Origin of the sequence: Streptomyces murinus, from assembly GCF_002154555.1 — a bacterium.
In the GTDB taxonomy this organism is placed as follows: domain Bacteria; phylum Actinomycetota; class Actinomycetes; order Streptomycetales; family Streptomycetaceae; genus Streptomyces; species Streptomyces murinus.
The window spans coordinates 1-22,162 of sequence record NZ_MUNF01000139.1 but is presented as its reverse complement, the minus strand read 5'-3'; the positions used below and the strand labels follow the sequence as shown (position 1 = coordinate 22,162).

Genomic DNA, 22,162 nt, shown 5'->3' with positions numbered 1-22,162 from the left:
GCCCATCGGAGCCCGGCCGGACCCCCGCGGCCGTACCCGCGTATCCCACGCACGACATGGTCCCGCCGCGGGCCCGGATCCGCACCTCGGTGGGCGGTCATCGATTCCCCTCCCTCGTCGGCTCGCCACCGTCCGTGACTCCGGCGGCGTCGGGAGGTCCGGTTGCCCCGCACCGGCCCGGACATGCGGATGCCCCGCGCGAGGCGGGGCATCCGGTCGTACGCGAAGCCGTCAGTGCTTGGCGGCCGGCGTGTTCGCGGCGGTCACATTGACCGCCGCCCACGCCTGGTTCACCGTCTTGTACTCGGTGCTGTTCGCGCCGTACAGGTCCTTGGCCGCCTGGAGCGTCGCGAGGCGCGCGCCGTGGAAGTCGGTCGTGGACACCATGTAGCGGGTCAGCGCACGGTAGAAGATGGCGGTGGCCTTGGTACGGCTGATGCCCTTCACCGTGGACTTGTTGTACGTCGGCGAGTTGTACGCCACGCCGTTGATCGTCTTCTTGCCGCTGCCCTCCGCGAGGAGGTAGTAGGCGTGCGACGAGACACCGGAACCGGCGTGCACCTCGGTGTAGTAGGTGTCCGGCGTCCAGTAGTCGATCGTGCCCTCGAGCTTGTCCAGCGAGGGGTGGTCCAGGCGGCGCAGGAACTTCTGCGAAAGGCCCAGCTTCTCGCCGATCAGGTAGTCGGGCGTGTCCTGCTTGTTGTTGGCGTAGAACTCGACGTTGGAGCCGAAGATGTCCGCCAGCGACTCGTTGAGCGCGCCCGGCTCGCCGTACTGATTGCCGTCCTCGTCGACGTAGGTCGGCTCCAGCTTGGCGGTCGAGTCCACCACGCCGTGGGTCAGCTCGTGACCGGTGACGTCGAGGACGACCAGCGGCTTCTTGAAGGTCTGGCCGTCACCGTCGCCGTACAGCATGCAGTTGCAGGTCGGGTCCCAGAAGGCGTTGGCGACCTTGTTGCCCCAGTGCACCAGGCCGTGGGCGGCCTTGCTGTTGTCGGCGATCCCCTTGCGGCCGAAGGTCTTCTTGTAGAAGTCCAGCGTCTTGGTGATGCCGTACTGGGCGTCCGCGGCGGCGCTGGCGCGGTTGGAGGTCGCGCCGTTGCCCCAGACGTTGCTGGTGCCGGTGAACTTCGTACCGGCGTTGAAGCTCTCCGTGCTCTTGCCCTTGGCGTCGCGCACCTCGGTGCCGTACCGGCTCGGGTCGGCGAGCTGGTAATGGCCGCGCGAGGTCTGCGTGGTGGTGAGACCGACGCTGCCGACGTAGAGGGTCTTGCCCGTGCCGTTCGCGGCGGACGGGAAGGCCGTCTTGGCGCCGGTGGGGGCGTCGGCGCGGCCCAGGGCTGCGGCACGCGCGTCGCCCGTGGACGGGGTGGCCGTCACGCCGCTCTTCTGAAGGCTCTTGACGAGCTTCGGCGACAGGAACTGGTCGCTGTCGGGCGTGTTGCTGCGCACCTTGCCGGTGACGGCGTCGACCACGACGGTGTTGGTGCCGTCCTGGTCGGTCACGGTCACCTGGTAGGCGAGCGCGGAGGCGCCGTCGCGGGCGTCCACGACGAGCTGGGCGGTGCCGGCCTCGCCCTTGGCAGCTTGAGCGGCCTTGGCGGCGGCCTGACCGGCGGTCAGCTTGGCCTTCGTGGCGGCGGCCGGCTTGACGGTCTGGCCGGCCGCGCGGGTCACGCCCGTGTAGGCGAGCTTGTGGTCGAGGTGGACCACGAGGTCGCCGCCGAGCACCGGCATGCCGTTGTGGGTGCGCTCGAAGCGGACGTGCCGGGCGCCCTCGGGGTCCAGCATGACGTCCTGGGCCCGGAGTTCGTCGCCCGTGGAGACGCCGGTCGCGGACGCGTGCGCGAAGGCCGCGGTGCGGGCTGCGGTCACCACGGCGGCGGAGTCGGTGACGGACGCGACGGAGCGCGCCTCCCCCGTCGTGGGGCCCGCGAAGGCCGTACCGGCCAGGCCCGTTGCGGCGGTCGCCACCGCGACCGCGACCGCCACTGAGCGTATGTGGGGTTTACGCAATCTGATCAGGGTTCCTTCTGTGAAGGGCGGCGGATCGTCAACCGCCCTGTGACATGGCGCCCTTCGGCACCAGGGGGCTGGTCGGGCCCCCGAGGGCTCACCCTTACGGATCAGTCATGTGCACGTAAACCAGGAATGATCCATTTCGCGATCTTCTAGGGCAATCCTTTGCAAATCGGCGCCAGAGAGTGATCGAGGAATGACCAACTGTGTGTCGGCTGTGGAGACGTGGCCTCGATCCCCTAGGTTCCCAGGCCGGAATGTGACCGATGTCGCATCGGCAGTCGTACGGATGGGAGTGGATGCCCGATGATGTCAGCCACGGTGAGCAGGGGCGCGGTCCTCGGAGCGGTCGCGCTGTCGCTGCTCGCGGTACCGGCGGTGAAGTCGGCCGCGGCGGAGGGCCTTCCGGCGCCCGACACGGCGGGCCTGACCGCGGTGCTGCGGTCGGCGGTGGCCCAGGGCGCGCCGGGCGCGCTGGCCCGGGTCGACGACCACGGCACGATGTACCGGACCACGTACGGGTACGCCGACCGCGGCACCCGGCGGGCCATGGACGCCGGGGACCGGTTCCGCGTCGGCAGCGTCACCAAGTCCTTCTCGGCGGTCGTCCTGCTGCAACTCGTCGACGAGCACCGGCTGGAGCTGGACGCGCCGGTGAACCGCTATCTGCCGGGGCTGCTGCCGGACGACACGATCACGGTGCGCCAGGTGCTCGGCCACCGCAGCGGGCTGTACGACTTCACGAACGACATGTTCGCCGACAGTGTCCCGGGGTTCGAGGCGGTCCGCAACAAGGTGTTCACGTACCGGGAGTTGGTGGCGCTGTCCCTCAAGCACCCCCGCACCAACGCGCCCGGCGCGGCGTACTCGTACTCGAACACCAACTTCGTGGTCGCCGGCATGCTCATCGAGGAGATCACCGGGCACTCGGTGCGGACCGAGTACCAGAACCGGATCTTCGGGCCGCTGAAGCTCCAGGACACGTTCTACGTCCATCCCGACACCGCGATCCCCGGCGCCCACGCGCATGGCTACCTCACCCCCGACAAGGCGGGCGATCCGCTGGTGGACGCCACCGAGCAGACGGTGTCATGGGCGCAGAGCGCGGGCGCGATCATCTCCAGCGCGCGGGACCTGAACACCTTCTACAGCGCGCTGCTCGGCGGCCGGCTGATGTCGGCGGCGCGGCTGGCCGAGATGGAGAAGATGAACCGGGTCAACGCCACCACGGCGTACGGGCTCGGGCTGCGGCGCCGCGATCTGTCGTGCGGGATCTCGGTGTACGGGCACACGGGGACGGTGCAGGGCTACTACACCTACGCGTTCGCGACGAAGGACGGCGGCCGGAGCATGACGGCGGTCGCCACCACGTCCAACAACGGCAAGGTGCTCGACACGCTCGCGGGGACGCTGGATTCGGCGTTCTGCGGCAAACAGGGCAAGCGCTGGCCCCCGGCCGCGGGCAAGGACTAGGACTGAGACAGGACCAGGACCGCGGGCGTCCTGATCTTGGCAGAAGGTGTGCCCTCGGGTCAGGATGCCCGTATGAAGGGTGATCTCTTTTCCAGTCGGCACATGGTGCGGGCGGCCACCGAGCCCGGGATGTCCGTCGAGAACGCCAAGTGCCTGCGGTACGCGGTGGACGGCGAGATGTACGCCCGGCAGGGCGCGATGGTCGCCCACCGCGGTGAGCTGCGGTTCGAGCGCAAGGGGCAGGGCGTCGGGGGCATGCTCAAGCGCGCGGTCACCGGAGAGGGGCTGCCCTTGATGGCGGTGCGCGGGCGGGGCGAGGTCTGGCTCGCGCACGAGGCGCAGAACTGCTTCGTCGTGGAGATGGAGCCCGGCGACCGGTTCACCGTGGGCGGCCGGCATGTGCTGTGCTTCGACCCGTCGCTGTCGTACGAGATCCGGACGGTCAAGGGCTCGGGCGTCACCGCGGGCGGCCTGTTCAACAGCGTGTTCAGCGGCAGCGGCCGGCTCGGTCTGGTCTGTGAGGGCGAGCCGCTGGCCATCCCGGTCTCGGCGGAGCAGCCGGTGTACGTCGACACGGACGCGGTGGTCGGCTGGAGCGAGTCGTTGGAGACCTCGCTGCACCGCTCGCAGTCGATAGGGTCGATGCTGCGCGGCGGTTCCGGCGAGGCCGTACAGCTGATGCTGCGGGGCGAGGGCGTGGTCGTCGTACGTCCGAGCGAGCTGACCCAGCACAAGCCGCAGCAGCACTGAACGGGAAGGGTGGCACACCTTGATCGGCATCTTTGAGATCGAAGCCGCGGCCGGGCTGATCGCCCCGCATGTGGTGCGTACACCGACCGTGCCGAGCCCCGGGCTCGGCGCGCTGCTCGGCGCCCCGGTCACCGCCAAGCTCGAACTGCTCCAGCGCACCGGCTCGTTCAAGGCGCGCGGGGCGGCGGCGAAGCTGCTGTCGCTGAGCGAGGCGGAGCGGGCGGCGGGCGTGGTCGCGGTCAGCGGCGGCAACCACGGGATCGCGCTCGCGGTGATGGCGGCGGCCCTGGATGTGAAGGCGACCGTGGTGATGCCCCGCACGGCGCCCGCGCGTTCGCGGGCGCTCGCCGAGGAGGCCGGGGCGTCGCTGCGGCTGACCGACGGCATGGACGGCGCCTTCGAGCTGGGGATGCGGCTCGCGGACGAGGGGCTGACGCTGGTCCACCCGTTCGACGACCCGGCCGTGATCGCCGGGCAGGGCACAGTCGGCCTCGAACTGGCCGAGGACGCCGCCGAGGACCTGACGGACGTCGTCGTCAGCATCGGCGGGGGCGGGCTGATCTCGGGCATCGCGGCGGCGCTGCGGGCCCGACGGCCCGGGGTGCGGGTGTGGGGCGTGGAGACGGCGGGCGCCGAGGCGATGTCGGCCGCGCTGACGGCGGGCGGCCCGGTTCCGGTCCCGCTGTCCTCCCTGGTCACCACCCTCAGCGCGCCCGCGGTGTCCCGGCTGACCTACGACCACGCCGCCAAGCTGGTCGAGGACGTCCTGGTGGTCCCCGACCACGAGGCCGTCCAGGGCTGCCTGGACCTCTCCACCCACGCCAAGCTCTGGGCGGAACCGGCCGCGGGCTGTCTGCTCCCGGCCGCCCGCGAGATCCTCTCCCGCGTCGGCCCCGGCGCCCATCTGGGCCTCGTGGTGTGCGGCGGCAACACGACACTGGCCGAGGTGACGGGCTGGGCGGAGCGTTTCGGGCTGGGGTGAGCCCGTTTTCATGGACGGCGAGCCGGGGACTCGGCACCCATGGTGCGAATCGGATACACGATGATGACCGAGCAGGCCGGGCCCCGGGAGCTGGTGGAGCATGTGGTGGGGGCCGAGGAGGCGGGGTTCGACTTCTCGGTGATCTCGGACCACTACTTTCCGTGGCTGCGTGCGCAGGGACACTCCTCCTACGCGTGGAGCGTGCTGGGCGCCGCCGCGCAGGCCACCTCGCGGATTCCGCTGATGACCTACGTGACCTGTCCCATTCGGCGCTATCACCCGGCCGTCGTGGCCCAGAAGGCGGCGACCGTGCAGCTGCTGTCCGAGGGCCGGTTCCGGCTCGGACTCGGCGCCGGTGAGAATCTGAACGAGCATGTGGTGGGCGGCGGCTGGCCCCCGGTGGACGTGCGCCACGAGATGCTGGAAGAGGCCGTGGAGATCATCCGCGCGCTGTTCGGGGGCGAGCACGTCACCCACCACGGCCGGCACTACCAGGTGGAGTCGGCCAAACTGTGGGACGTGCCGGAGCAGCCCCCGCCGATCGGCATCGCGGTCTCCGGCGAACAGTCCTGCCGGCTCGCGGGGCGGCTCGGCGACCTGGTGATCGCGACCGAGCCGAGGCCCGAGCTGCTCTCGGCGTTCGACCGCCACGGCGGCCGTGGCAAGCCCCGCGTCGGCCAGCTGCCGGTGAGCTACGACCCCGACCGGGACACGGCCGTCAAGCGCGCCCACGCCCAGTTCCGCTGGTTCGGCCTCGGCTGGAAGGTGAACGCCGAGCTGCCCCACCCCGACTCCTTCGAGTCCGCGACCCGGTTCGTCACCCCCGACGACGTGGCCGCCGCCCTTCCGTGCGGCGACGACCCGGACGCCTTCGTGGAGGCCGTACGACCGTACGCGCGGGCGGGGTTCGAGGAGCTCGCCCTGGTGCAGATCGGTGGCGACACCCAGCCCGAGTTCCTTCGCTGGTCGGCGAAGACCCTGCTGCCCGCGCTGCGGGAGGCGTTCGGCTGACGGGGCCTCGACCGGGGCGAACGGGGTACCTGAGGCCCATACGCCGATCGTCCCGGGAGGTTCCCAGCGTGAACACCTTCGTGCACAAGACCCTGGTGGTGCAGCTCCACGCCCCCGGCACCGGCCGCTTCCCGGTCCTCGCCCATCTCGGCTACGACGCCGAGGACCCCTTCGCCGTCACCGCCGTCTTCGCCCACGACGGCCATGTGCTGGCCCAGTGGCGCCTGGACCGGGAGATGCTCGCCGAGGGACTGGACAGGCCGGTCGGCGTCGGCGACGTACGGCTGCGGCCCGCCGACACCGGGATGTGGCACGAACTGCGCCTGGAGTTCCTCGGGGAGCCGCGCCCGGACGGCGGGCGGCAGCGCGCGGTGGTGCACGCCTGGGCGCCGGCCGTGGCCATGTTCCTGCGCGAGACCCGGGAGATCGTGCCGCCGGGCCGTGAACAAGCCCCCGTGGACGAGCTGTTGGCGGACATCCTCGCCACCGGATGAGCGGCTGCCGTCACCGGGCGGCGGTCAGCGCCCGGCGGTAGATGAGGCCCGGCAGGCCGGACAGCCGGGTCTCGCCGACCACGGTGAATCCGGTGCGCGCCAGCACGGCCCGCGAGGCCAGGTTCTCCACCCTGCTCGCGGCCGTCAGAAACGTCAGCCCGTACGCGTCGGCGGCCCGTGCGCACAGCTCCCGTACGGCCCAGGTCGCCAGGCCCCGGCCGGTGGCGCGCTCGGCGATCCGGTAGCCGAGGTCGGCGCCGCCGTCCGCCATGTCCACGAGGTTGATCCGGCCGAGGATCTCCCCGTCCGGGCCGGCCACGACATGGAAGCGGCAGCCGCCCGCCTCCTGTTCGGCGAGCAGCGCCCGGTGCCGCTCGGCGAACCGGGCGAAGTACTCCTCGCCCCGGTCGGGGACGGCGCGGGCGAAGTACGCCCGGTTCTCCCGCTCGAAGACGAGCAGCGCGGGGGCGTGGTCGGGGCGCAGCGGTTGCAGCTCGGGCATGGCGGGACCCTACGCGTCCCGCTCGCCGGGCCGTTACCGGTTTTCCGGGTCGGCGGTGTGCCGGCGCCTGGCCCACAGCGGGAGGCCGAACCAGCACACCAGGTACCAGGCGACGACGGCCGCGACCAGCCAGGGCACATAGCTGTCATGGGTGGCCACCCGCAGGATGAGCAGCAGCGCCGAGGTCATGGTGGCCAGCAGCAGCACCAGGCCGAGGAAGGTCAGCCGGGCGGCGAGCCGCACCGCCCGGGGCTTGACCCGGCGCCCGGAGACCAGGCGGTGCAGCGAGACCGGTCCGATCAGGGCGCCGGTGGTGCAGGCGCCGAGCACCACGGTGACGATGTAGATGTGCTGGTCGGTGTCGGGCAGTTGGCCGTACTTCGGGTAGAAGACGACGGTCAGCAGGAAGCCGAAAAGGATCTGCACGCCGGTCTGGGCGACGCGGACCTCCTGGATGAGTTCACCCCACATCCGGTCGGCCCGCTCCTCCTCGGTCTCATGGCGCCCCCGGTGGCGGTCGTCCTCGGTCATGCGATCCGGGTAACCGCCCGGCCACGCCTTCAAACGGTGCGCACGCGCGCGGCTACCAGCGGTGCTCGACCTGCTCCGCGATCCGNNCGGATCGCGGTGAACGTCTGGGGCGGCAGCGGGGGCAGCTTCGCGGCGGCCGCGTTGGCGCGGGCCTGCTCGGGGTTGCGGGCGCCGGGGATGACCGTGGTGACGCCGTCCTGCTCGATGATCCAGCGCAGCGCCAGCTGGGCCGGGGTGTAGCCCTCGGGGGCGAGCGCCGCGAACTCGGCGGCGGCCTCCACACCGGTCTCGTAGTCGACGCCGGAGAAGGTCTCGCCCTGGTCGAACGCCTCGCCGTGCCGGTTGAAGGTGCGGTGGTCGTTCGCGGCGAAGACGGTGTCCTTGGTGTACTTGCCGGACAGCAGCCCGGAGGCGAGCGGCACCCGGGCGATGATGCCGACACCGGCCGCGCGGGCGGCGGGCAGCACCTCGCGCAGCGGCTTCATCCGGAACGGGTTGAGGATGATCTGCACACTGGCCACGTGCGGCCGGGCGATCGCGGCCAGCGCCTCCGCGCAGGTCTCCACGCTCACCCCGTACGCGGCGATGCGCTCCTCATCGACCAGGGTGTCCAGCGCGTCGTAGACCGCGTCGGTGGAGTAGACGGGGGTGGGCGGGCAGTGCAGCTGCACCAGGTCGATCCGGTCCACGCCGAGGTTGCGCCGCGAACGGTCGTTCCAGGCGCGGAAGTTGTCGAGGACGTAGTTCTCGGGGAGCTGGTCGACGCGGCGGCCCATCTTGGTGGCCACCAGCACATGCAGATCGGGGCGGCCGCTGAGGAAGGCGGCGATGGTCTGCTCGCTGCGCCCGTCGCCATAGACGTCGGCGGTGTCGAAGAAGGTGACCCCGGACTCGGCGGCGGCCTCCAGGACGGCCAGGGCGTCCTTCTCGGCCACATCGCCCCAGTCCGCGCCCAGCTGCCAGGTGCCGAGTCCGATCGCCGACGCCCACTGACCCGATCTGTCGATTACACGTTCGTCCATGGCGACAGTCTGTCACCCGGCGCCCGCTCCCACGGGAGGCCGGGTCGCTCGGGGCGGCGGCCCGCTCAGGCCTCGGCCGTGCGGCACTCCGGGTGGCCCCAGCCCTGCGCGTTCTTGGCGATGGACTCGCCCGCCGCGTAGGAGCGGCCGCACAGGCAGCGCCCGGGGAACTTCGCCTTGATGGTGCGCGACGAGGAGGACGCGGCGGACGCGCCCCCGGTGCGGCGGGCCGTCTTCTTGCGCGGGGCGCCCGACTTGGGCGTGTCGGGCGAGGGCGGCGGCACCGGCGAGCCCAGCTCGCTGCCCGCCGGCTCCTGCACGACGGCGGCCTGGCTGGCCGCGCGGTCGGCGAAGTCGTTGAGCGGGTCGCCGTCGACCTGGTGGGCCGGGACGTAGCGGAACTCCACCGAGCGGCCCTCCAGGAGCGCGTCGATGCTGACCACCAGCTCCTGGTTGGCGACCGGCTTGCCCCCTGACGTCTTCCAGCCGTTGCGCTTCCAGCCGGGCAGCCAGGTGGTGACGGCCTTCATCGCGTACTGGGAGTCCATCCGGATCTCCAGCTCGACGGCGGGGTCGACGGAGCTCAACAGCCGCTCCAGGGCGGTGAGTTCGGCGACGTTGTTGGTGGCCCGGCCCAGCGGGCCCGCCTCCCAGCGAGCGGGCGTCCGCTCGTCGTCGTCCGAGACCACCCACGCCCATCCGGCCGGTCCGGGGTTTCCCTTCGAAGCCCCGTCGCACGCGGCCACCACTCGTTCACGCATGCGCACGATCATCCCATGGCGGCGCCGGTGCCCCGACCGACCCGGCGAGGCCCTCGCTCAGGCGTCCTTGATCCGGGGCAGCTCGCCCTCGGTGGTCGTGATGTCGATCACCGAGAAGTCGGCGCCCTGGGGATCGCTGATCGTCGCGAACCGGCCGAAGGGGCTGCTCATCGGCCCGAAGCAGACGGTGCCGCCGAGCCGGGTCGCCGCGGCGACGGCCGCGTCGCAGTCGGCGACGGTGAAGTAGACATTGAGGTACGAGGGCACCTCGGGCGGGAAGTCGTCGGTCATCCGCATCCGTCCGAGCACGGTGTCCTCCCCCACCGCGAACATCCGGAAGTCCACCGCGTCGTCCACGATGTCCTTGGTGCGGTACGGGAAGACCGCGCGGAAGAACGCGTCCGCCTTCTCGGGTTCGCGGGTGAACACCTCGGCCCAGCAGTAGGCGCCCGGCACCGCCGTCGCCTCGAAGCCCTCGTGGGTGCCCGCCTGCCACACCCCGAACACGGCCCCGCTGGGCTCGCGGGCCAGGCACATGGTGCCGAAGTCGCCAACCCGCATGGGCTCCATCAGTACGTCACCGCCGTGCCGCCGTACCTTCTCGGCCGTGGCGGCGGCGTCCGGCGAGGCAAGGTACAGGCACCACCGCGACTGGCCCTCCTGGCCGGGCATCGGCGGGACGACGGCGGCGACGGCCTTGCCGTCGGCGGATGCCTGCGTGTAGTGGCCGTACTCCGCCGTGGAGTCGCCGAAGGTCCAGCCGAGGACCTCTCCGTAGAACTTCTTGGCGCTCTCCAGGTCGGTGAACATCGCATCGGCCCAGCAGGGCGTTCCCTCGGGATGTACGGCCATGTTCGCCGCCCTCCTGGAGTCGTCGGGGCCCCCGCCTGCTCACGCTAGCCAGCCCCCGGCCGGGCCGCGCGCCGAGCGGGGCGCTGTCGGACACTGGACGGGGGCCGTCTGCGGAAGGGCTTGGGCGATGACGATGCGGGCGTGGTCGGTGGTGGCGCCGGGACCGGTCGAGGGCGAGCCGCTGGAGCTGGTGGAGCGGCCGGTGCCCGCCCCGGGTCCGGACGAGCTGCTGGTGCGGGTGCGGGCGTGCGGGGTGTGCCGGACCGATCTGCATGTCACCGAGGGCGAGCTGCCGGTGCGCCGGGCCGGGGTGACACCCGGGCACGAGGTGGTCGGCGAGGTGGCGGGGCTCGGCTCGCAGGTGTTCGGCTTCGCGCCGGGCGACCGGGTGGGCGTGGCCTGGCTGCGCCGCACCGACGGGGTGTGCGGCTACTGCGCGCGGGGCGCCGAGAATCTGTGCCCGCGCTCCCGGTACACCGGGTGGGACGCGGACGGCGGCTACGCCGAGTACACGACGGTGCCGGCCGCCTTCGCCTACCGGCTGCCCGAGGCGCTGGACGATGTGTCGGCGGCGCCGCTGCTGTGCGCCGGGATCATCGGCTTCCGCGCGCTGCGCCGTTCCGCGCTGCCGCGGGGCGGGCGCCTTGGCCTGTACGGCTTCGGGGGCAGCGCCCATCTGTGCGCGCAGGTCGCGCTCGCCGAGGGCGCCACGGTGCATGTGATCACCCGGGACGAGGTCTCGCGGCGGCTCGCCCTGGAGCTGGGCGCGGCCTCCGCGCGGGACCTGGACGAGAAGCCGCCGGAGCCGCTGGACGCGGCGATCCTCTTCGCGCCGGTCGGTGATCTGGTGCCGGTCGCGCTGCGCGCCCTGGACCGGGGCGGGGTGCTGGCGGTGGCGGGCATCCACCTCAGCGACGTACCGCCGCTGCGCTACGAGACGGACCTGTTCTACGAGAAGGAGTTGCGCAGCGTCACCGCCAACACCCGTGCGGACGGGCGGGAGTTCCTCACTCTGGCGGCCCGCTACGGCGTCCGCGCGACCACCCATCCCTATCCGCTCGACCAAGCCCCGAAGGCGCTGCGCGATCTGAAGGCGGGCCGCTTCGACGGCGCCGCGGTGCTGGTGCCTGGGCGCTGAAATTCCCTCGACAGCAAGGGCGTCGGCGCGCTCGGATGGCCGCTGTGGACACACCGAGGATGCACGCCGACGAACTGGATCTCGACGCCCCGCTGGTCCGGCGCCTGATCGCGCGCCGCTTTCCGCACTGGTCCGCGCTGCCGGTACGCCGGCTCGCCTCCTGGGGCACCGAGAACGCCATGTTCCGGCTGGGCGGCGAGCTGGTGGTACGGCTCCCCCGGCGTCCCGGGGCGGTGCCGGACCTGGCGCACGAGCGGCGCTGGCTGCCCCTGCTGGGGCCGCGGCTCCCGGTGGCCGTACCCGAGCCGGTGGGGGCGGGTGAGCCGGACGAGGACTTTCCCTGGCCCTGGTCCGTCTACCGCTGGCTCGCGGGGACGAATCCGGTGGCCGGGGCGGTGGAGCAACCGGAGCTGCTGGCCGAGGAGTTGGGGCTGTTCGTCAGGGCGCTGCGACGCGTCGAGGCGGACGGCGCGCCGACCGGCTACCGGGGCGGGCCCCTGCCCGAGCGGGACGAGCCCACCCGCGCGGCGGTCGCCGAGCTGGGCGACCGGGTGGACGCGCGGGCGGTCACGGAGCTGTGGGAGCGGGCGGTTTCCGTCCCGGAGCACGGCGGGCCGCCCGAGTGGGCCCACGGCGATCTGTCCCCCGGCAATGTGCTGGTCGACGGGGGGCGGCTCGGCGCGGTCATCGACTTCGGCTGTGCGGGGGTGGGCGATCCGGCGGTGGACCTCATGCCGGCGTGGAACCTGCTGCCCGCCTCCGTGCGGGGCGTCTTCCGGGAGGCGGTCGGCGCGGACGAGGCCGAGTGGGCGCGGGGGCGGGGCTGGGCGCTGTCGGTCGCGCTGATCCAGCTGCCGTACTACTGGGACACCAACCCGGCCCTGGCGGAGAACTCCCGGCATGTGATCGCCGAGATCCTCACCGAGGCCGGGTGAGGCACCGAGGCCGGTCCCCCGTGTCGGTCCCTGGTGTCAGTCCCCCGCGTAGGCCTTCTCCAGGGCGGCGACGTCCAGCTTGCCCATGCTCATCATGGCGCGGGCCACGCGGGCGGACTTCTCCGGGTCGGGGTCGTTCAGCAGGTCGAGCAGCCGGTCGTAGACGACCTGCCAGGACACGCCGTACTTGTCCTTGAGCCAGCTGCACGAGCCGCCCTCGCCGCCGTTCTCGGTGAGCCGGTTCCAGTAGTGGTCGATCTCCTGCTGGTCGGAGCAGAAGATCTGGAAGGAGACCGACTCGTTGAAGGTGAACTGGGGGCCGCCGTTGAGCGCCATGAACCGCTGGCCGTTGGCCGTGAACTCGACCGCCAGCACGGAGCCCGCCGGGCCGGGTCCCGCGTCGGTGTGGCGGCCGACCCGTTCCACGCGGGAGTTCTCGAAGATCGACACGTAGTAGTGCGCGGCCTCCTCCGCCCGGCCGTCGAACCAGAGGCATGTGGTGAAACCGTCGGTGGTCATGAGCACCTCCTGGATGGGGGAAACACGGTCGGGGTGCAGACCGGCGCACGGCCGAAAACTCATCGGTGCGGCCTTTCGCTCCGACCGGGGGCGTGCGGGCGTTCTTCCCGGAGCTACGGGGAAATATCGCACGGCCGGGGGGCGGCCGCTCAGTCGTGCGGGCCCGGCCGGAACGTCGGTTTCCAGCCAGTGCCGTACGAGGTGGGCATGCGCCGAGTCACCGGGGGTACCCGCGCCGTGAGCGACCCCACCGGTAGGAATGATCTGCCGGATCCGGGGTACGCGCCGAGGACACAACAGCGCAGGGACCGGACGCAGAGGCCGAAAAGGGCAGACGTCGAACCGTGACTTTCGTGGGAGAGGTAATGGATACCGCCGGCATGCGGTCGCAGACAGTGGTCGTCGAGAGGACCGAGCAGGACGGGACGGACACGGGGACTCTGCCCGGCATCGCAGACCCCACGTCCGTGGCCCCGCGGGACGCGCGTCAGCTGTCCCGCCAGTTCTTCCGCCGGCTGACCGAGCTGGAGGAGGGGACCCACGAGTACCAGTACGCGCGCAACACCCTGATCGAGATGAACATGTCGCTGGTGCGGTTCGCGGCCGGCCGTTTCCGGGGCCGCGGCGACGACATGGAGGACATCGTCCAGACCGGCATGATCGGGCTGATCAAGGCCATCGACCGGTTCGAGCTGTCCCGGGAGGTGGAGTTCACCTCCTTCGCGCTGCCGTACATCGTCGGCGAGATCAAGCGGTTCTTCCGCGACACCACCTGGGCGGTGCACGTCCCGCGGCGGCTCCAGGAGCTGCGGGTGGAGCTGGCCAAGGCGCGCGAGGAGCTGTCCAGCCGCCTGGACCGGGATCCGACGGTCGCCGAGCTTGCCACCTTGATGAACCTCTCCGAGGAGCAGGTGCTGGAGGGGCAGCTCGCCGCCAACGGCTACAACTCCTCCTCGCTGGACGCCGCGCTCACGGGTGACGGCCCGGAGGACGGCGAGGCGGTGCTCGCCGACTTCATCGGGGTGGAGGAGGAGGGGCTGCGCCTGGTGGAGGACTTCCACGCGCTGGCGCCGCTGATGGCGGAGCTGAGCGAGCGGGACCGGCAGATCATCCATCTGCGGTTCGTGGAGGAGGCCACCCAGGCGGAGATCGGGGAACGGCTCGGCTGCTCCCAGATGCATGTCTCACGGCTGATCAAGCGGATCATCACCCGGCTGCGGCAGGGGATGCTGGGCGAGCTGGGCTGCGCCTGAGCCGCGAGGCGATCGAAGCAACAGGGTTTCCCGCACCCGCTGAACGCACGTTGAACGCCCGGCACCGAGACGGTCCGGGCGTTCAGCGTCGCAGCGCGAAGCGGGCGATCACCCGTTTGCCGACCGGGACCCGCTCGACGGCGACCTCGGTGGCGAGCGCGTGCACGATCTCCAGGCCGTGCCGCCCGATGCGCTGCGGGTTCTTCGGGAAGAGCTGGGGAAGCGCCGTACTGCTGTCGCAGACGGACACCGTGACGGCGGTGTCGGTGCCCTCCAGCTCCAGGATGTAGGGGCCGTCGCTGTGCCGGTCGGCGTTGGTGACCAGCTCGCTCACCAGCAGGAGCAGCTCCCCGTCCGCGCCGCGGTCGATGTCGGCGCACCACTCGGTGCGCAGCTGTTCCAGGAACTGGGCCGCGAAGGCCCGTGCCTCGGCGATGCAGCCGGGCTCGCCGGTGAAATGCGTCGCGCGTCTCAGCGGCTCGACGGGTACGTCGAAACCGGTCGGTATCACTGCCCCGCCCAGATGCTCGGTCATGCTGTCTCTCTCGCGGGCCACGGGCCCGGTCCGTTCGGCCGTATTCGCACCAGTCCTCTTACCCCGAGCCGCGCCCCGCAGTCCAGGCGTACGCCGACCGCGCACAGTGGCGAGCGTCACGGCCCCGGCCTGCCCGCGGCGCGGACGGACCACCCGGCGGGCGGGGTGCCCGGCCGCTGCTTAGCGTGGCAGGCGTGAGCCCCCTGACCGTCTCCGCGCGGCCCGCCGCCCGGCACAGCTGGCCCCAGGCGCTGGCCGTGGTGCTGACCGGGCTCGCGGTGATGGTGCTGGTGGCCGCGGCCGGACTCTGGGCGGCGGGTGCGGCGGGACTGCCGGACGGCGCGTTCCCCCGGGTGCTGGCGGCGACCGTGGTGACGGCGGTCGGCGGCAGCATCCGGCTCGCCGGCGACGCGGGCGCCCTGGCCAGGACCGAGGCCGGGATCACCGTACTCCCCCTGTCGGTGGCGCTGGCCGGTGCCCTGGTGGTCGGCGCGGGCTTTCTGCGCCCGCTGCGGCACCGGACGGTCGCCTCGGCCGGGGAACTGGCCCGGTGGGCCGCGCGGATCGTCGTGCTGTGGCTGCCGGCGCTGACCGGGCTCGCTTTCGCGGCCCGGGAGACGTTCGCGGTGGACGTGGGCAGCGGCACGCTCAACGATCTGACCTCGCTCTTCGAGGCGGAGCCGCGGATCGGGTTCGTCGCGGACGTGCCGCCGACCGTGCTGTTCGCGCTGCTGTGGCTGGCCGGGGTGCTGGTGGTGGCGCTGCTGGCGGCGCGCCGGGTGCCGCTGCCGGGGCGGCTGCCGCGGTGGCGGGAGCGGGCGCGTCCCGTCGCCCGCGCGATGGTGGAGCTGCTGCTGGCCGCGGTCGTCGTGGGCCTCGTGGTCGCGCTCGTCACGGCGGCCTCCCGGGGGCATGCGCGGACGACGTTCGCACTGATCCTGCTCGGCCTGCCCAACCTGGTCTGGCCCGCGCTGACCGTCGGCCTCGGCGCGACCTGGAACGGCCGGGTGGACGGCCCGTTCGGGCTGCCGGTACCGCACATCCTGGACGTGCTGCTGCGCACCCCCGACGTCTCGGAGGTCAATCTGCGCACCCTGACGGAGTACGACGGCCGGATGGCCTGGCTGCCGGTGGCGGCCGGAGTGCTGCTGCTCGGGGTCGCCGTCCGGGCGGCCCTGCGCTCACCGTCCCGGACCCCGCCATGGCTGCACGCCGTGCGGCTCGCCGTCGCGCTCGCCCTCACCCTGCTCGCGATCTGCCTGCTGTGCCGGATCTCCGCGCACTACGGGCTGTCCCTGCTCGGCATCGGCGACCTGGGCGGCGGGCTGTCCGGGGAGCTGCTGCTGCGGCCGCGGATCTGGCAGGCGGTGGGCCTGGGCGCGCTGTGGGGGCTGGTCGCCGGGTTCCTCGGCGCTCTGCTCGCCCCGGTGGCGCGCCGCGGGCGGCGGTCACCCGATGGGCACCACGAGCGCGGGGACGGTGCGCTGCATCCGTAGGGCGTCGACGGACTCGGCGAGCAGTTCGTACTCGGTGGTGTCGTCGTTCGCGGCGATCCGCACCAGCCGCCCATCCGCCAACTCCTCGGCCACGCGCTCCTGTTGGCCGTCGTCGGCGCACCAGGCGCGCAGCAGCGTGGGGACGTCGGCGACCGTCTCCGCGACCGGCACCAGCGCCCCCGCCGGAAAGGGGGCGGCCTCCGGAGTGGGGTCGAGCCGCTCGGCGATCCAGGACGCGCGGTCGCGCAGCCACCACAGAGCCAGTGCCAGGGTCGGCGCACGGTAGGTGCCGAGCGGTACGCCGATACGCCGGCCGCCGCACACCCCGTATGCCGTGACATGGCACAGGAATTCGTCGTGCACGTATCACTCCCCCGTCGCCTCGTCCGGTGTGCCGGGCGGACCTCGCTCTCCGTGCGGCTCCGTGCGGTGAAGTGCCCCTCGCTGTTCGAGTATCGCCACGGCCGAAACACTGTCACCACAACTTTCCGGCCACTCTGCTGGCATATTCCCCACCCTTTTTGGTCGAAATGATGGGGTCCCGCCGGGCGCCACGGGCATGACCCCGGAGGTAATCGACCTCCCGGGCACCCCTCGGGCATGGTGGTTCCACCGGGTCGGCGAAACCCCGATCCGGGTTCCGACCAGCGCAGACGACTCCGATGGAGGCTGATTCACCATGTCCGTGAACACCGAACGCTACGAGACCGCCGCCGCGCGTTACTTCGAGGCCTGGAACGCCACCGAGCCGGAGGCGCTGCGCAAGGCGGTCGCCGCCGCCTGGGCAGCGGACGGCTCCTACACCGACCCGCTCGCCGACGTCCGCGGGCACGAGGGCGTGGCGGCCGTGATCGCCGCGGCCCACGAGCAGTTCCCGGGGTTCGTCTTCCGCCCGCTCGGCACGGTGGACGGGCACCACGACACCGCGCGCTTCGGCTGGGAGCTGGTGAACGAGGCCGACGGCTCGGCGCCGGTCGCCGGGTTCGACGTGGTCACGCTGGACGGCGAGGGCCGTATCCGCCAGGTCCTGGGGTTCCTGGACCGGGTCCCCGCGGGTGCGTGACGGCACGCGGCCCGGCCCCGCCCCGGGTGGGGCGGCGGCCGGGCCGCGTGCGGGGGTCGGCGCGAGGGGTGCGGCGCTACGGCCGTACGATCGCGTCGATCCGCTTCAGTTCCGCCGCGTCGAAGTCCAGGTTGCGCAGGGCGCCGACGCTGTCCTCCAGCTGGCGGGCGCTGCTCGCGCCGACCAGGGCGGAGGTGACCCTGCCGCCGCGCAGCACCCAGGCGAGGGCCAGCTGGGCGAGGCTCTGGCCGCGGGACTCGGCGATCTCCTGGAGCGCGCGCAGCCGTCCGACGAGGTCCTCGGTGATCGCCTCGGGCTTGAGGAAGGGGCTGTCGCCGGCGGCGCGGGAGCCCTCCGGGACGCCCCTCAGATAGCGGCCGGTGAGCAGGCCCTGCTCCAGCGGGGAGTAGACGATGGAGCCGACCCGCAGTTCGTCCAGGGCGTCGAGCAGGCCCTCGTCCTCGGGGCGCCGGTCGAGCATCGAGTAGCGCGGCTGGTGGATGAGGAGCGGGGTGCCGAGGTCGGCGAGGATGCGGGCGGCCTTTCGGGTCTGCTCGGCGGAGTAGTTGGAGACGCCGACGTAGAGCGCCTTGCCCTGCTGGACCGCCGTGTGCAGGGCGCCCATCGTCTCCTCCAGCGGAGTGTCCGGGTCGGGGCGGTGCGAGTAGAAGATGTCGACGTACTCCAGGCCCATCCGCGCAAGGCTCTGGTCGAGCGAGGCGAGCAGGTACTTGCGCGAGCCCCATTCGCCGTACGGTCCTGGCCACATGAGGTAGCCGGCCTTGGTGGAGATGACCAGTTCGTCGCGGTAGGGCGCGAGGTCCGCGGCGAGGGCGGCGCCGAGCGCGGACTCGGCGGCGCCGGGCGGCGGGCCGTAGTTGTTGGCCAGGTCGAAGTGGGTGACGCCGAGGTCGAGGGCGCGGCGCAGGATTTCCCGCTGGGTCTCCTCGGGGCGGTCGGGTCCGAAGTTGTGCCACAGGCCGAGCGACAGCGCGGGGAGCTTGAGGCCGCTGCGTCCGGTGCGCCGGTAGGGCATCTCGGCGTAACGGTCGGGGGATGCGGTGTACAACGCGACTCCAGGGGGTGGGCACGGATCTTCCGGTCCAGGATTCCCCGGGCGGCGGCCTGCGGTCCAATGGGAGAATCGGATGGAATTGAGCGGCTAGGCTGCTCAATCATGGAACTGCGCCATCTCCAGCACTTCGTCGCGGTCGCCGAGGACCAGCACTTCACCCGGGCCGCCGAGCGGCTGATGGTGTCCCAGTCGGGCCTGTCCGCGTCCATCCGGGCGCTGGAACGCGAGCTGCGGGCACCGCTGTTCGTGCGCACCACACGACGGGTGACGCTGACCGAGGCGGGACGGGCGCTGCTGGTGGAGGCCGAGCGGATCCTCGCGCAGGTGCGCGCGGCGCACGAGGCGGTCGCGGCGGTGCAGGGCGTGCTGCGCGGCACGCTGGCGCTGGGCACCGAGCAGTGCATCGCCGGAGTGCATGTGGCCCGGCTGCTGGCCGCGTTCCGGCGCGAGCACCCGGACGTGGAGATCCGGCTGCGCCAGGCGGGCTCGGGCGCGCTGGCGGAGGAGGTCGCGGCGGGGCGCCTCGACCTGGCCTTCGCGTACCGCACCCGGGCGGACGGCGACCAGCTCCGCTCGGTGTCGCTGACCAGCGAGCCGATGACCGTGCTGTGCCACCCCCGGCACCGGCTCGCCGCGACCGGGACGCTGCTGTGCCCGGACGACCTCGCCGGTGAGGTCTTCGTCGACTTCCATCCGGACTGGGGTCCGCGCCGCGCCACCGACGCCGCCTTCGCCGCGGCGGGGGTACGGCGCACGGTCGCGCTGGAGGTCAACGACGTGCACACGCTGCTCGACCTGGTGGACGAGAACCTGGGCATCGCGGTCGTGCCCCGGCACTTCCGGCACAAGCGGCCCACGCTGACCGCGCTGCCGCTCAAGGGGACGGGCGAGGCGGCGTACGAGACGGTGGCCCTGCTGCCGCACGAGCACTCCACCAGCCCCGCGGCCCGGGCCCTCCTCGCACTGCTGGAGGCGGAGGGCCTGGCACCGTACCGGTCGTCCTGAACTGCGGACGCGACCGCGCCGTCCATCTGTGATGGTGGACGGTATGCATGCCAAGGACATCCTCATCGACGGCTACGGCCGCATCCAGGAAGAAGTCCACGACACCGTCGACGGCCTCGGACCGGACGAGCTGCACCACAGCCCGGCCCCGGGCGCCAACACCATCGCCTGGCTGGTCTGGCATCTCACCCGGGTGCAGGACGACCACATCGCCGACGCCTTCGGCCTCGACCAGGTGTGGCTCACCGACGGCTGGGAGAAGCGGTTCGGACTCGATCTGCCGCGCGCCGACACCGGCTACGGGCACACCCCGGCCAAGGTCGCGAAGGTGCGGGTGGCGAGCGCCGACCTGCTGACCGGCTACTACGACGCGGTGCACGAGCGGACGCTGGGCGCGCTGCGCTCACTGGCCGCCAAGGATCTCGAAGGCGTCGTGGACGAGCGCTGGGATCCGCCGGTCACGCTCGGCGTCCGCCTGGTGAGCGTCCTGTCCGACGATCTCCAGCACATCGGACAGGCCGCCTACCTCAAGGGGCTGGTTCAGAGCGCGGCGGCGTAGCCGGGCAGGACCACGTCCTCGATGAGGGCCGTGCGCTCGTCGAACGGGATGAACGCGCTCTTGAGCGCGTTCACCGTGACGGTCCGCAGGTCCTCGACGCCCCAGCCGGCCTCCTCGACCAGCAGCGCCATCTCCCGGGTCATCGTGGTGCCCGACACCAGCCGGTTGTCGGTGTTCAGGGTGACCCGGAAGCCGAGGTCCTTCAGCGCGGTGATCGGGTGCTCGGCGATCGAGGTGGCGCAGCCGGTCTGGAGGTTGGAGGTGGGGCACATCTCCAGGGCGATCCGGCGGTCGCGCACCCAGGAGGCGAGTCGGCCGAGCTTGCCGTCCACGATGTCCTCGGTCAGCCGCACACCGTGTCCGATGCGCTGGGCGCCGCACACCTGGACCGCCTGGTGGATGCTGGGCAGGCCGTACGCCTCGCCGGCGTGGATGGTGAAGGGCACGCTCTCGCGGCGCAGGTGCTCGAAGGCGGCCAGGTGGTCGGCGGGCGGGAAGCCGTCCTCGGCACCGGCGATGTCGAAGCCGACGACGCCGGCGTCCCGGTAGGCCACGGCCAGGTCGGCGGCCTCGGCGACGCGGTCGAACATCCGCATGCCGCACAGCAGGGTGCCGACGCGCACCGGGGTGCCCGCTGCGGCGGCCTTCGCCATACCGGCGGCCAGGCCCTCCTGCACGCTCTCCACGACCTCGGCGAGGCTCAGCCCGCCCTGGGTGTTGAGCTCGGGGGCGTAGCGCACCTCGCCGTAGACCACGCCGTCGGCGGCGAGGTCCAGGACGTACTCCTCGGCGGTGCGCAGCAGGCCCTCGCGGGTCTGCATCACGGCGAGGGTGTGCTCGAAGGTGGCGATGTAGCGCACCAGGTCACCGGAGTTGGCGGCCTCGACGTACCAGGCGGCCAGCTCGTCCGGGTCCGTGGTGGGCAGCTGGTGCCCGACCTCGGCGGCCAGCTCCACCAGGGTGGCGGGGCGCAGACCGCCGTCGAGGTGGTCGTGCAGCACGGCCTTGGGGAGGCGGCGGAGGGTGTCGGTGTCGATGCGGGGGGCGGTCATGGCAGGGCGTTCCTCAGCAGGGGTTGTACCGGGGTCGATCAGACGGCCGACGGTGCCGACGGGGTTGGTTAGCCGGTGAGGTTATACGTAAAACCAGATCCTTGTCTACGCGCGTTGCCAGGGAGTTGTCTACGCGCGTCGCGAAGACGTCGGACGGGTGTCGTGACAAGGCCGTTCAGGGGGTCACGCAAGGCCGTGCACGAGGGTCGCTCAAGAGGCCCCGAGGGTTTCACGCCGGGGCGCCCCGGCCCTGCCGCGTCAGGGCGCTTCCTCGCCCTGCGCCACCTCCACCCGGTGATGGAAGTCCACAAGACCGGCCGCCGCGGCCGCTCCGGACAGGGCGGTGCAGGCGATGAGCAGCGCGGCGACGGCACGGCCCGCGCGGGGCCCGCCGGGCGCGCCCAGCAGGGCCTGCACCCGCTGTGGAACCGGCCCCGTGGTCGCCGCGGCGGCGAAGTCCGGCCGCGGGGTACCGGCGGCATGCCCGGCGAGGGCGGCGCGGGCGATGGCCCGCGCGGTCAGCCGCCGGTCCCCCACCCGCGCGGCGGCGGCCTCGTCGGCGGCCCGCTCGGCGGCCAGCCGGATGGTCGTACGGACCGGTCGCAGCGCGGGATGGCAGTGCGCGGCGAGTTCGGCGGCGGCGAGGAAGTAGTGGTGGCCGCCCTCGTTGTGCGCCCGCTCGTGCGCGAACAGCGCCTCCCGCTCGGGCCCGTCCAGGCTGCGCAGCATCGCCGTGGTGACGACGATGCGGTGCGGGCGGCCGGGCAGCGCGTAGGCGTCGGGGCGGGGCGAGTCCACCACGCACAGATCACCGGCGGCGGGCCGCCGACCGGCCTCGGTGCGGGCGATCCGGAAGGCCCGGCTCTGGCGCAGCACCGAGCGGACGAGGGTCCAGCAGCAGACGGCGAGGACGCCGACCGAGGTGGCGGCAGCCGGCACCACGATCAGGGCGGAGGCGGTGTGCAGCGGGTGGATGAACTCGCCGAACGCGGCGAACAGGGGCAGCCTGAGCAGCCCGATCAGCACGAAGGCGCCGAGCGCGGCCAGCGAGCAGCCGGCGAGGACCACCGCGCAGCCCGTGACGGTCCACAGCGCGGCGGCCGGGGCCAGCCGGGCGAGGGCCCGCCGGGCCAGC

Annotated in this window: 23 protein-coding genes and 1 pseudogene; 12 read left to right on the top strand and 12 right to left on the bottom strand. The window is 72.5% G+C overall.

Annotated elements, in window-relative coordinates:
* Positions 1-231: 231 nt before the first annotated feature.
* Positions 232-1,992: a M4 family metallopeptidase gene (locus CCN72_RS10855; RefSeq protein ID WP_086807341.1), complete on the bottom strand. Its 1,761-nt coding sequence runs from the start codon at positions 1,990-1,992 to the stop codon at positions 232-234.
* 333 nt (positions 1,993-2,325) lie between these two features.
* On the opposite strand from CCN72_RS10855, the gene CCN72_RS10850 reads away from it, so the two are divergent.
* The 5 genes from CCN72_RS10850 to CCN72_RS10830 all read left to right on the top strand — a co-directional run bounded on the left by CCN72_RS10850 (position 2,326) and on the right by CCN72_RS10830 (position 6,729).
* Positions 2,326-3,492 (top strand): serine hydrolase domain-containing protein, encoded by a 1,167-nt coding sequence (locus CCN72_RS10850; protein WP_086807340.1) that lies wholly within the window; start codon positions 2,326-2,328, stop codon positions 3,490-3,492.
* 72 nt (positions 3,493-3,564) lie between these two features.
* The gene (locus tag CCN72_RS10845; RefSeq protein ID WP_086807339.1) at positions 3,565-4,242 is read left to right on the top strand and encodes an AIM24 family protein; all 678 of its coding nucleotides are present in this window, start codon (positions 3,565-3,567) and stop codon (positions 4,240-4,242) included.
* A gap of 19 nt (positions 4,243-4,261) precedes the next feature.
* Positions 4,262-5,224 (top strand): threonine/serine dehydratase family protein, encoded by a 963-nt coding sequence (locus CCN72_RS10840; RefSeq protein ID WP_086807338.1) that lies wholly within the window; start codon positions 4,262-4,264, stop codon positions 5,222-5,224.
* A 39-nt stretch (positions 5,225-5,263) separates the two neighbouring features.
* Positions 5,264-6,235, top strand: a complete 972-nt coding sequence (locus tag CCN72_RS10835; RefSeq protein WP_086807337.1) for an LLM class F420-dependent oxidoreductase — start codon at positions 5,264-5,266, stop codon at positions 6,233-6,235.
* Between the two features lie 68 nt (positions 6,236-6,303).
* Positions 6,304-6,729: an SsgA family sporulation/cell division regulator gene (locus tag CCN72_RS10830; RefSeq protein ID WP_086807336.1), complete on the top strand. Its 426-nt coding sequence runs from the start codon at positions 6,304-6,306 to the stop codon at positions 6,727-6,729.
* A 10-nt stretch (positions 6,730-6,739) separates the two neighbouring features.
* On the opposite strand, the gene CCN72_RS10825 is transcribed toward CCN72_RS10830, so the two are convergent.
* The 5 genes and pseudogenes from CCN72_RS10825 to CCN72_RS10805 form a co-directional block, all read right to left on the bottom strand.
* The gene (locus CCN72_RS10825; protein ID WP_086807335.1) at positions 6,740-7,231 is read right to left on the bottom strand and encodes a GNAT family N-acetyltransferase; all 492 of its coding nucleotides are present in this window, start codon (positions 7,229-7,231) and stop codon (positions 6,740-6,742) included.
* Positions 7,232-7,264: 33 nt separating this feature from the next.
* Complete coding sequence (locus tag CCN72_RS10820; protein WP_086807334.1) at positions 7,265-7,762, bottom strand: DUF6328 family protein; 498 nt, start codon at positions 7,760-7,762, stop codon at positions 7,265-7,267.
* 52 nt (positions 7,763-7,814) lie between these two features.
* Positions 7,815-8,784, bottom strand: a pseudogene (locus CCN72_RS10815) (aldo/keto reductase).
* Positions 8,785-8,849: 65 nt separating this feature from the next.
* On the bottom strand, positions 8,850-9,557 hold the full coding sequence (locus tag CCN72_RS10810) for a ribonuclease H family protein (RefSeq protein WP_086807333.1): 708 nt from the start codon (positions 9,555-9,557) through the stop codon (positions 8,850-8,852).
* Positions 9,558-9,602: 45 nt separating this feature from the next.
* A complete protein-coding gene (locus tag CCN72_RS10805) occupies positions 9,603-10,397 on the bottom strand; it encodes a VOC family protein (RefSeq protein WP_086807332.1) in 795 nt (264 codons plus the stop codon).
* Between the two features lie 133 nt (positions 10,398-10,530).
* Between CCN72_RS10805 and CCN72_RS10800 the strand changes: the two genes are divergently transcribed.
* Both CCN72_RS10800 and CCN72_RS10795 read left to right on the top strand, forming a co-directional pair.
* Positions 10,531-11,535: a zinc-binding alcohol dehydrogenase family protein gene (locus CCN72_RS10800; protein WP_208637970.1), complete on the top strand. Its 1,005-nt coding sequence runs from the start codon at positions 10,531-10,533 to the stop codon at positions 11,533-11,535.
* Between the two features lie 35 nt (positions 11,536-11,570).
* Positions 11,571-12,470: an aminoglycoside phosphotransferase family protein gene (locus tag CCN72_RS10795; RefSeq protein WP_086807330.1), complete on the top strand. Its 900-nt coding sequence runs from the start codon at positions 11,571-11,573 to the stop codon at positions 12,468-12,470.
* A gap of 36 nt (positions 12,471-12,506) precedes the next feature.
* Here the strand turns inward: CCN72_RS10795 and CCN72_RS10790 are convergent, their stop codons facing one another.
* Positions 12,507-12,989, bottom strand: a complete 483-nt coding sequence (locus tag CCN72_RS10790; protein WP_086807329.1) for a VOC family protein — start codon at positions 12,987-12,989, stop codon at positions 12,507-12,509.
* A 365-nt stretch (positions 12,990-13,354) separates the two neighbouring features.
* On the opposite strand from CCN72_RS10790, the gene CCN72_RS10785 reads away from it, so the two are divergent.
* On the top strand, positions 13,355-14,242 hold the full coding sequence (locus CCN72_RS10785) for an RNA polymerase sigma factor SigF (protein WP_086807328.1): 888 nt from the start codon (positions 13,355-13,357) through the stop codon (positions 14,240-14,242).
* An 82-nt stretch (positions 14,243-14,324) separates the two neighbouring features.
* On the opposite strand, the gene CCN72_RS10780 is transcribed toward CCN72_RS10785, so the two are convergent.
* Positions 14,325-14,777, bottom strand: a complete 453-nt coding sequence (locus CCN72_RS10780; protein WP_086807327.1) for an ATP-binding protein — start codon at positions 14,775-14,777, stop codon at positions 14,325-14,327.
* Between the two features lie 194 nt (positions 14,778-14,971).
* Between CCN72_RS10780 and CCN72_RS10775 the strand changes: the two genes are divergently transcribed.
* Positions 14,972-16,273 carry a streptophobe family protein gene (locus tag CCN72_RS10775; protein ID WP_086807326.1) on the top strand — a complete coding sequence of 434 codons (1,302 nt, stop codon included), beginning with the start codon at positions 14,972-14,974 and terminating at the stop codon, positions 16,271-16,273.
* On the opposite strand, the gene CCN72_RS10770 is transcribed toward CCN72_RS10775, so the two are convergent.
* Positions 16,226-16,636, bottom strand: a complete 411-nt coding sequence (locus tag CCN72_RS10770) for a hypothetical protein (protein WP_086807325.1) — start codon at positions 16,634-16,636, stop codon at positions 16,226-16,228. The two genes, CCN72_RS10775 and CCN72_RS10770, sit on opposite strands and share 48 nt — an antisense overlap.
* A gap of 316 nt (positions 16,637-16,952) precedes the next feature.
* Between CCN72_RS10770 and CCN72_RS10765 the strand changes: the two genes are divergently transcribed.
* Positions 16,953-17,336: a nuclear transport factor 2 family protein gene (locus tag CCN72_RS10765; RefSeq protein WP_037655623.1), complete on the top strand. Its 384-nt coding sequence runs from the start codon at positions 16,953-16,955 to the stop codon at positions 17,334-17,336.
* Positions 17,337-17,412: 76 nt separating this feature from the next.
* Here CCN72_RS10765 and mgrA read toward each other — a convergent pair whose 3' ends face one another.
* Positions 17,413-18,405, bottom strand: a complete 993-nt coding sequence (gene mgrA / locus CCN72_RS10760; RefSeq protein ID WP_086807324.1) for an L-glyceraldehyde 3-phosphate reductase — start codon at positions 18,403-18,405, stop codon at positions 17,413-17,415.
* A 108-nt stretch (positions 18,406-18,513) separates the two neighbouring features.
* Here mgrA and CCN72_RS10755 point away from each other — a divergent pair, with 108 nt between their 5' ends.
* A complete protein-coding gene (locus CCN72_RS10755; protein ID WP_086807323.1) occupies positions 18,514-19,416 on the top strand; it encodes a LysR family transcriptional regulator in 903 nt (300 codons plus the stop codon).
* A gap of 43 nt (positions 19,417-19,459) precedes the next feature.
* Positions 19,460-19,975: a mycothiol transferase gene (locus CCN72_RS10750; protein WP_086807348.1), complete on the top strand. Its 516-nt coding sequence runs from the start codon at positions 19,460-19,462 to the stop codon at positions 19,973-19,975.
* Here the strand turns inward: CCN72_RS10750 and CCN72_RS10745 are convergent.
* Positions 19,957-21,027 carry an adenosine deaminase gene (locus tag CCN72_RS10745; protein ID WP_086807322.1) on the bottom strand — a complete coding sequence of 357 codons (1,071 nt, stop codon included), beginning with the start codon at positions 21,025-21,027 and terminating at the stop codon, positions 19,957-19,959. The genes CCN72_RS10750 and CCN72_RS10745 overlap by 19 nt on opposite strands.
* A 258-nt stretch (positions 21,028-21,285) precedes the next feature.
* On the bottom strand, positions 21,286-22,161 hold the full coding sequence (locus CCN72_RS10740) for a M48 family metalloprotease (protein ID WP_086807321.1): 876 nt from the start codon (positions 22,159-22,161) through the stop codon (positions 21,286-21,288).
* Position 22,162: the final 1 nt, after the last annotated feature.

Bases quoted from the DNA above. Each gene is read 5' to 3' on its own strand.
- CCN72_RS10850 (WP_086807340.1), top strand. From the start codon at position 2,326: ATGATGTCAGCCACGGTGAGCAGGGGCGCGGTCCTCGGAGCGGTCGCG.
- CCN72_RS10845 (WP_086807339.1), top strand. From the start codon at position 3,565: ATGAAGGGTGATCTCTTTTCCAGTCGGCACATGGTGCGGGCGGCCACC.
- CCN72_RS10835 (WP_086807337.1), top strand. From the start codon at position 5,264: ATGGTGCGAATCGGATACACGATGATGACCGAGCAGGCCGGGCCCCGG.
- CCN72_RS10825 (WP_086807335.1), bottom strand. From the start codon at position 7,231: ATGCCCGAGCTGCAACCGCTGCGCCCCGACCACGCCCCCGCGCTGCTC.
- CCN72_RS10820 (WP_086807334.1), bottom strand. From the start codon at position 7,762: ATGACCGAGGACGACCGCCACCGGGGGCGCCATGAGACCGAGGAGGAG.
- CCN72_RS10810 (WP_086807333.1), bottom strand. From the start codon at position 9,557: ATGATCGTGCGCATGCGTGAACGAGTGGTGGCCGCGTGCGACGGGGCT.
- CCN72_RS10805 (WP_086807332.1), bottom strand. From the start codon at position 10,397: ATGGCCGTACATCCCGAGGGAACGCCCTGCTGGGCCGATGCGATGTTC.
- CCN72_RS10800 (WP_208637970.1), top strand. From the start codon at position 10,531: ATGCGGGCGTGGTCGGTGGTGGCGCCGGGACCGGTCGAGGGCGAGCCG.
- CCN72_RS10795 (WP_086807330.1), top strand. From the start codon at position 11,571: ATGGCCGCTGTGGACACACCGAGGATGCACGCCGACGAACTGGATCTC.
- CCN72_RS10790 (WP_086807329.1), bottom strand. From the start codon at position 12,989: ATGACCACCGACGGTTTCACCACATGCCTCTGGTTCGACGGCCGGGCG.
- CCN72_RS10785 (WP_086807328.1), top strand. From the start codon at position 13,355: ATGGATACCGCCGGCATGCGGTCGCAGACAGTGGTCGTCGAGAGGACC.
- CCN72_RS10780 (WP_086807327.1), bottom strand. From the start codon at position 14,777: ATGACCGAGCATCTGGGCGGGGCAGTGATACCGACCGGTTTCGACGTA.
- CCN72_RS10765 (WP_037655623.1), top strand. From the start codon at position 16,953: ATGTCCGTGAACACCGAACGCTACGAGACCGCCGCCGCGCGTTACTTC.
- CCN72_RS10755 (WP_086807323.1), top strand. From the start codon at position 18,514: ATGGAACTGCGCCATCTCCAGCACTTCGTCGCGGTCGCCGAGGACCAG.
- CCN72_RS10750 (WP_086807348.1), top strand. From the start codon at position 19,460: ATGCATGCCAAGGACATCCTCATCGACGGCTACGGCCGCATCCAGGAA.
- CCN72_RS10745 (WP_086807322.1), bottom strand. From the start codon at position 21,027: ATGACCGCCCCCCGCATCGACACCGACACCCTCCGCCGCCTCCCCAAG.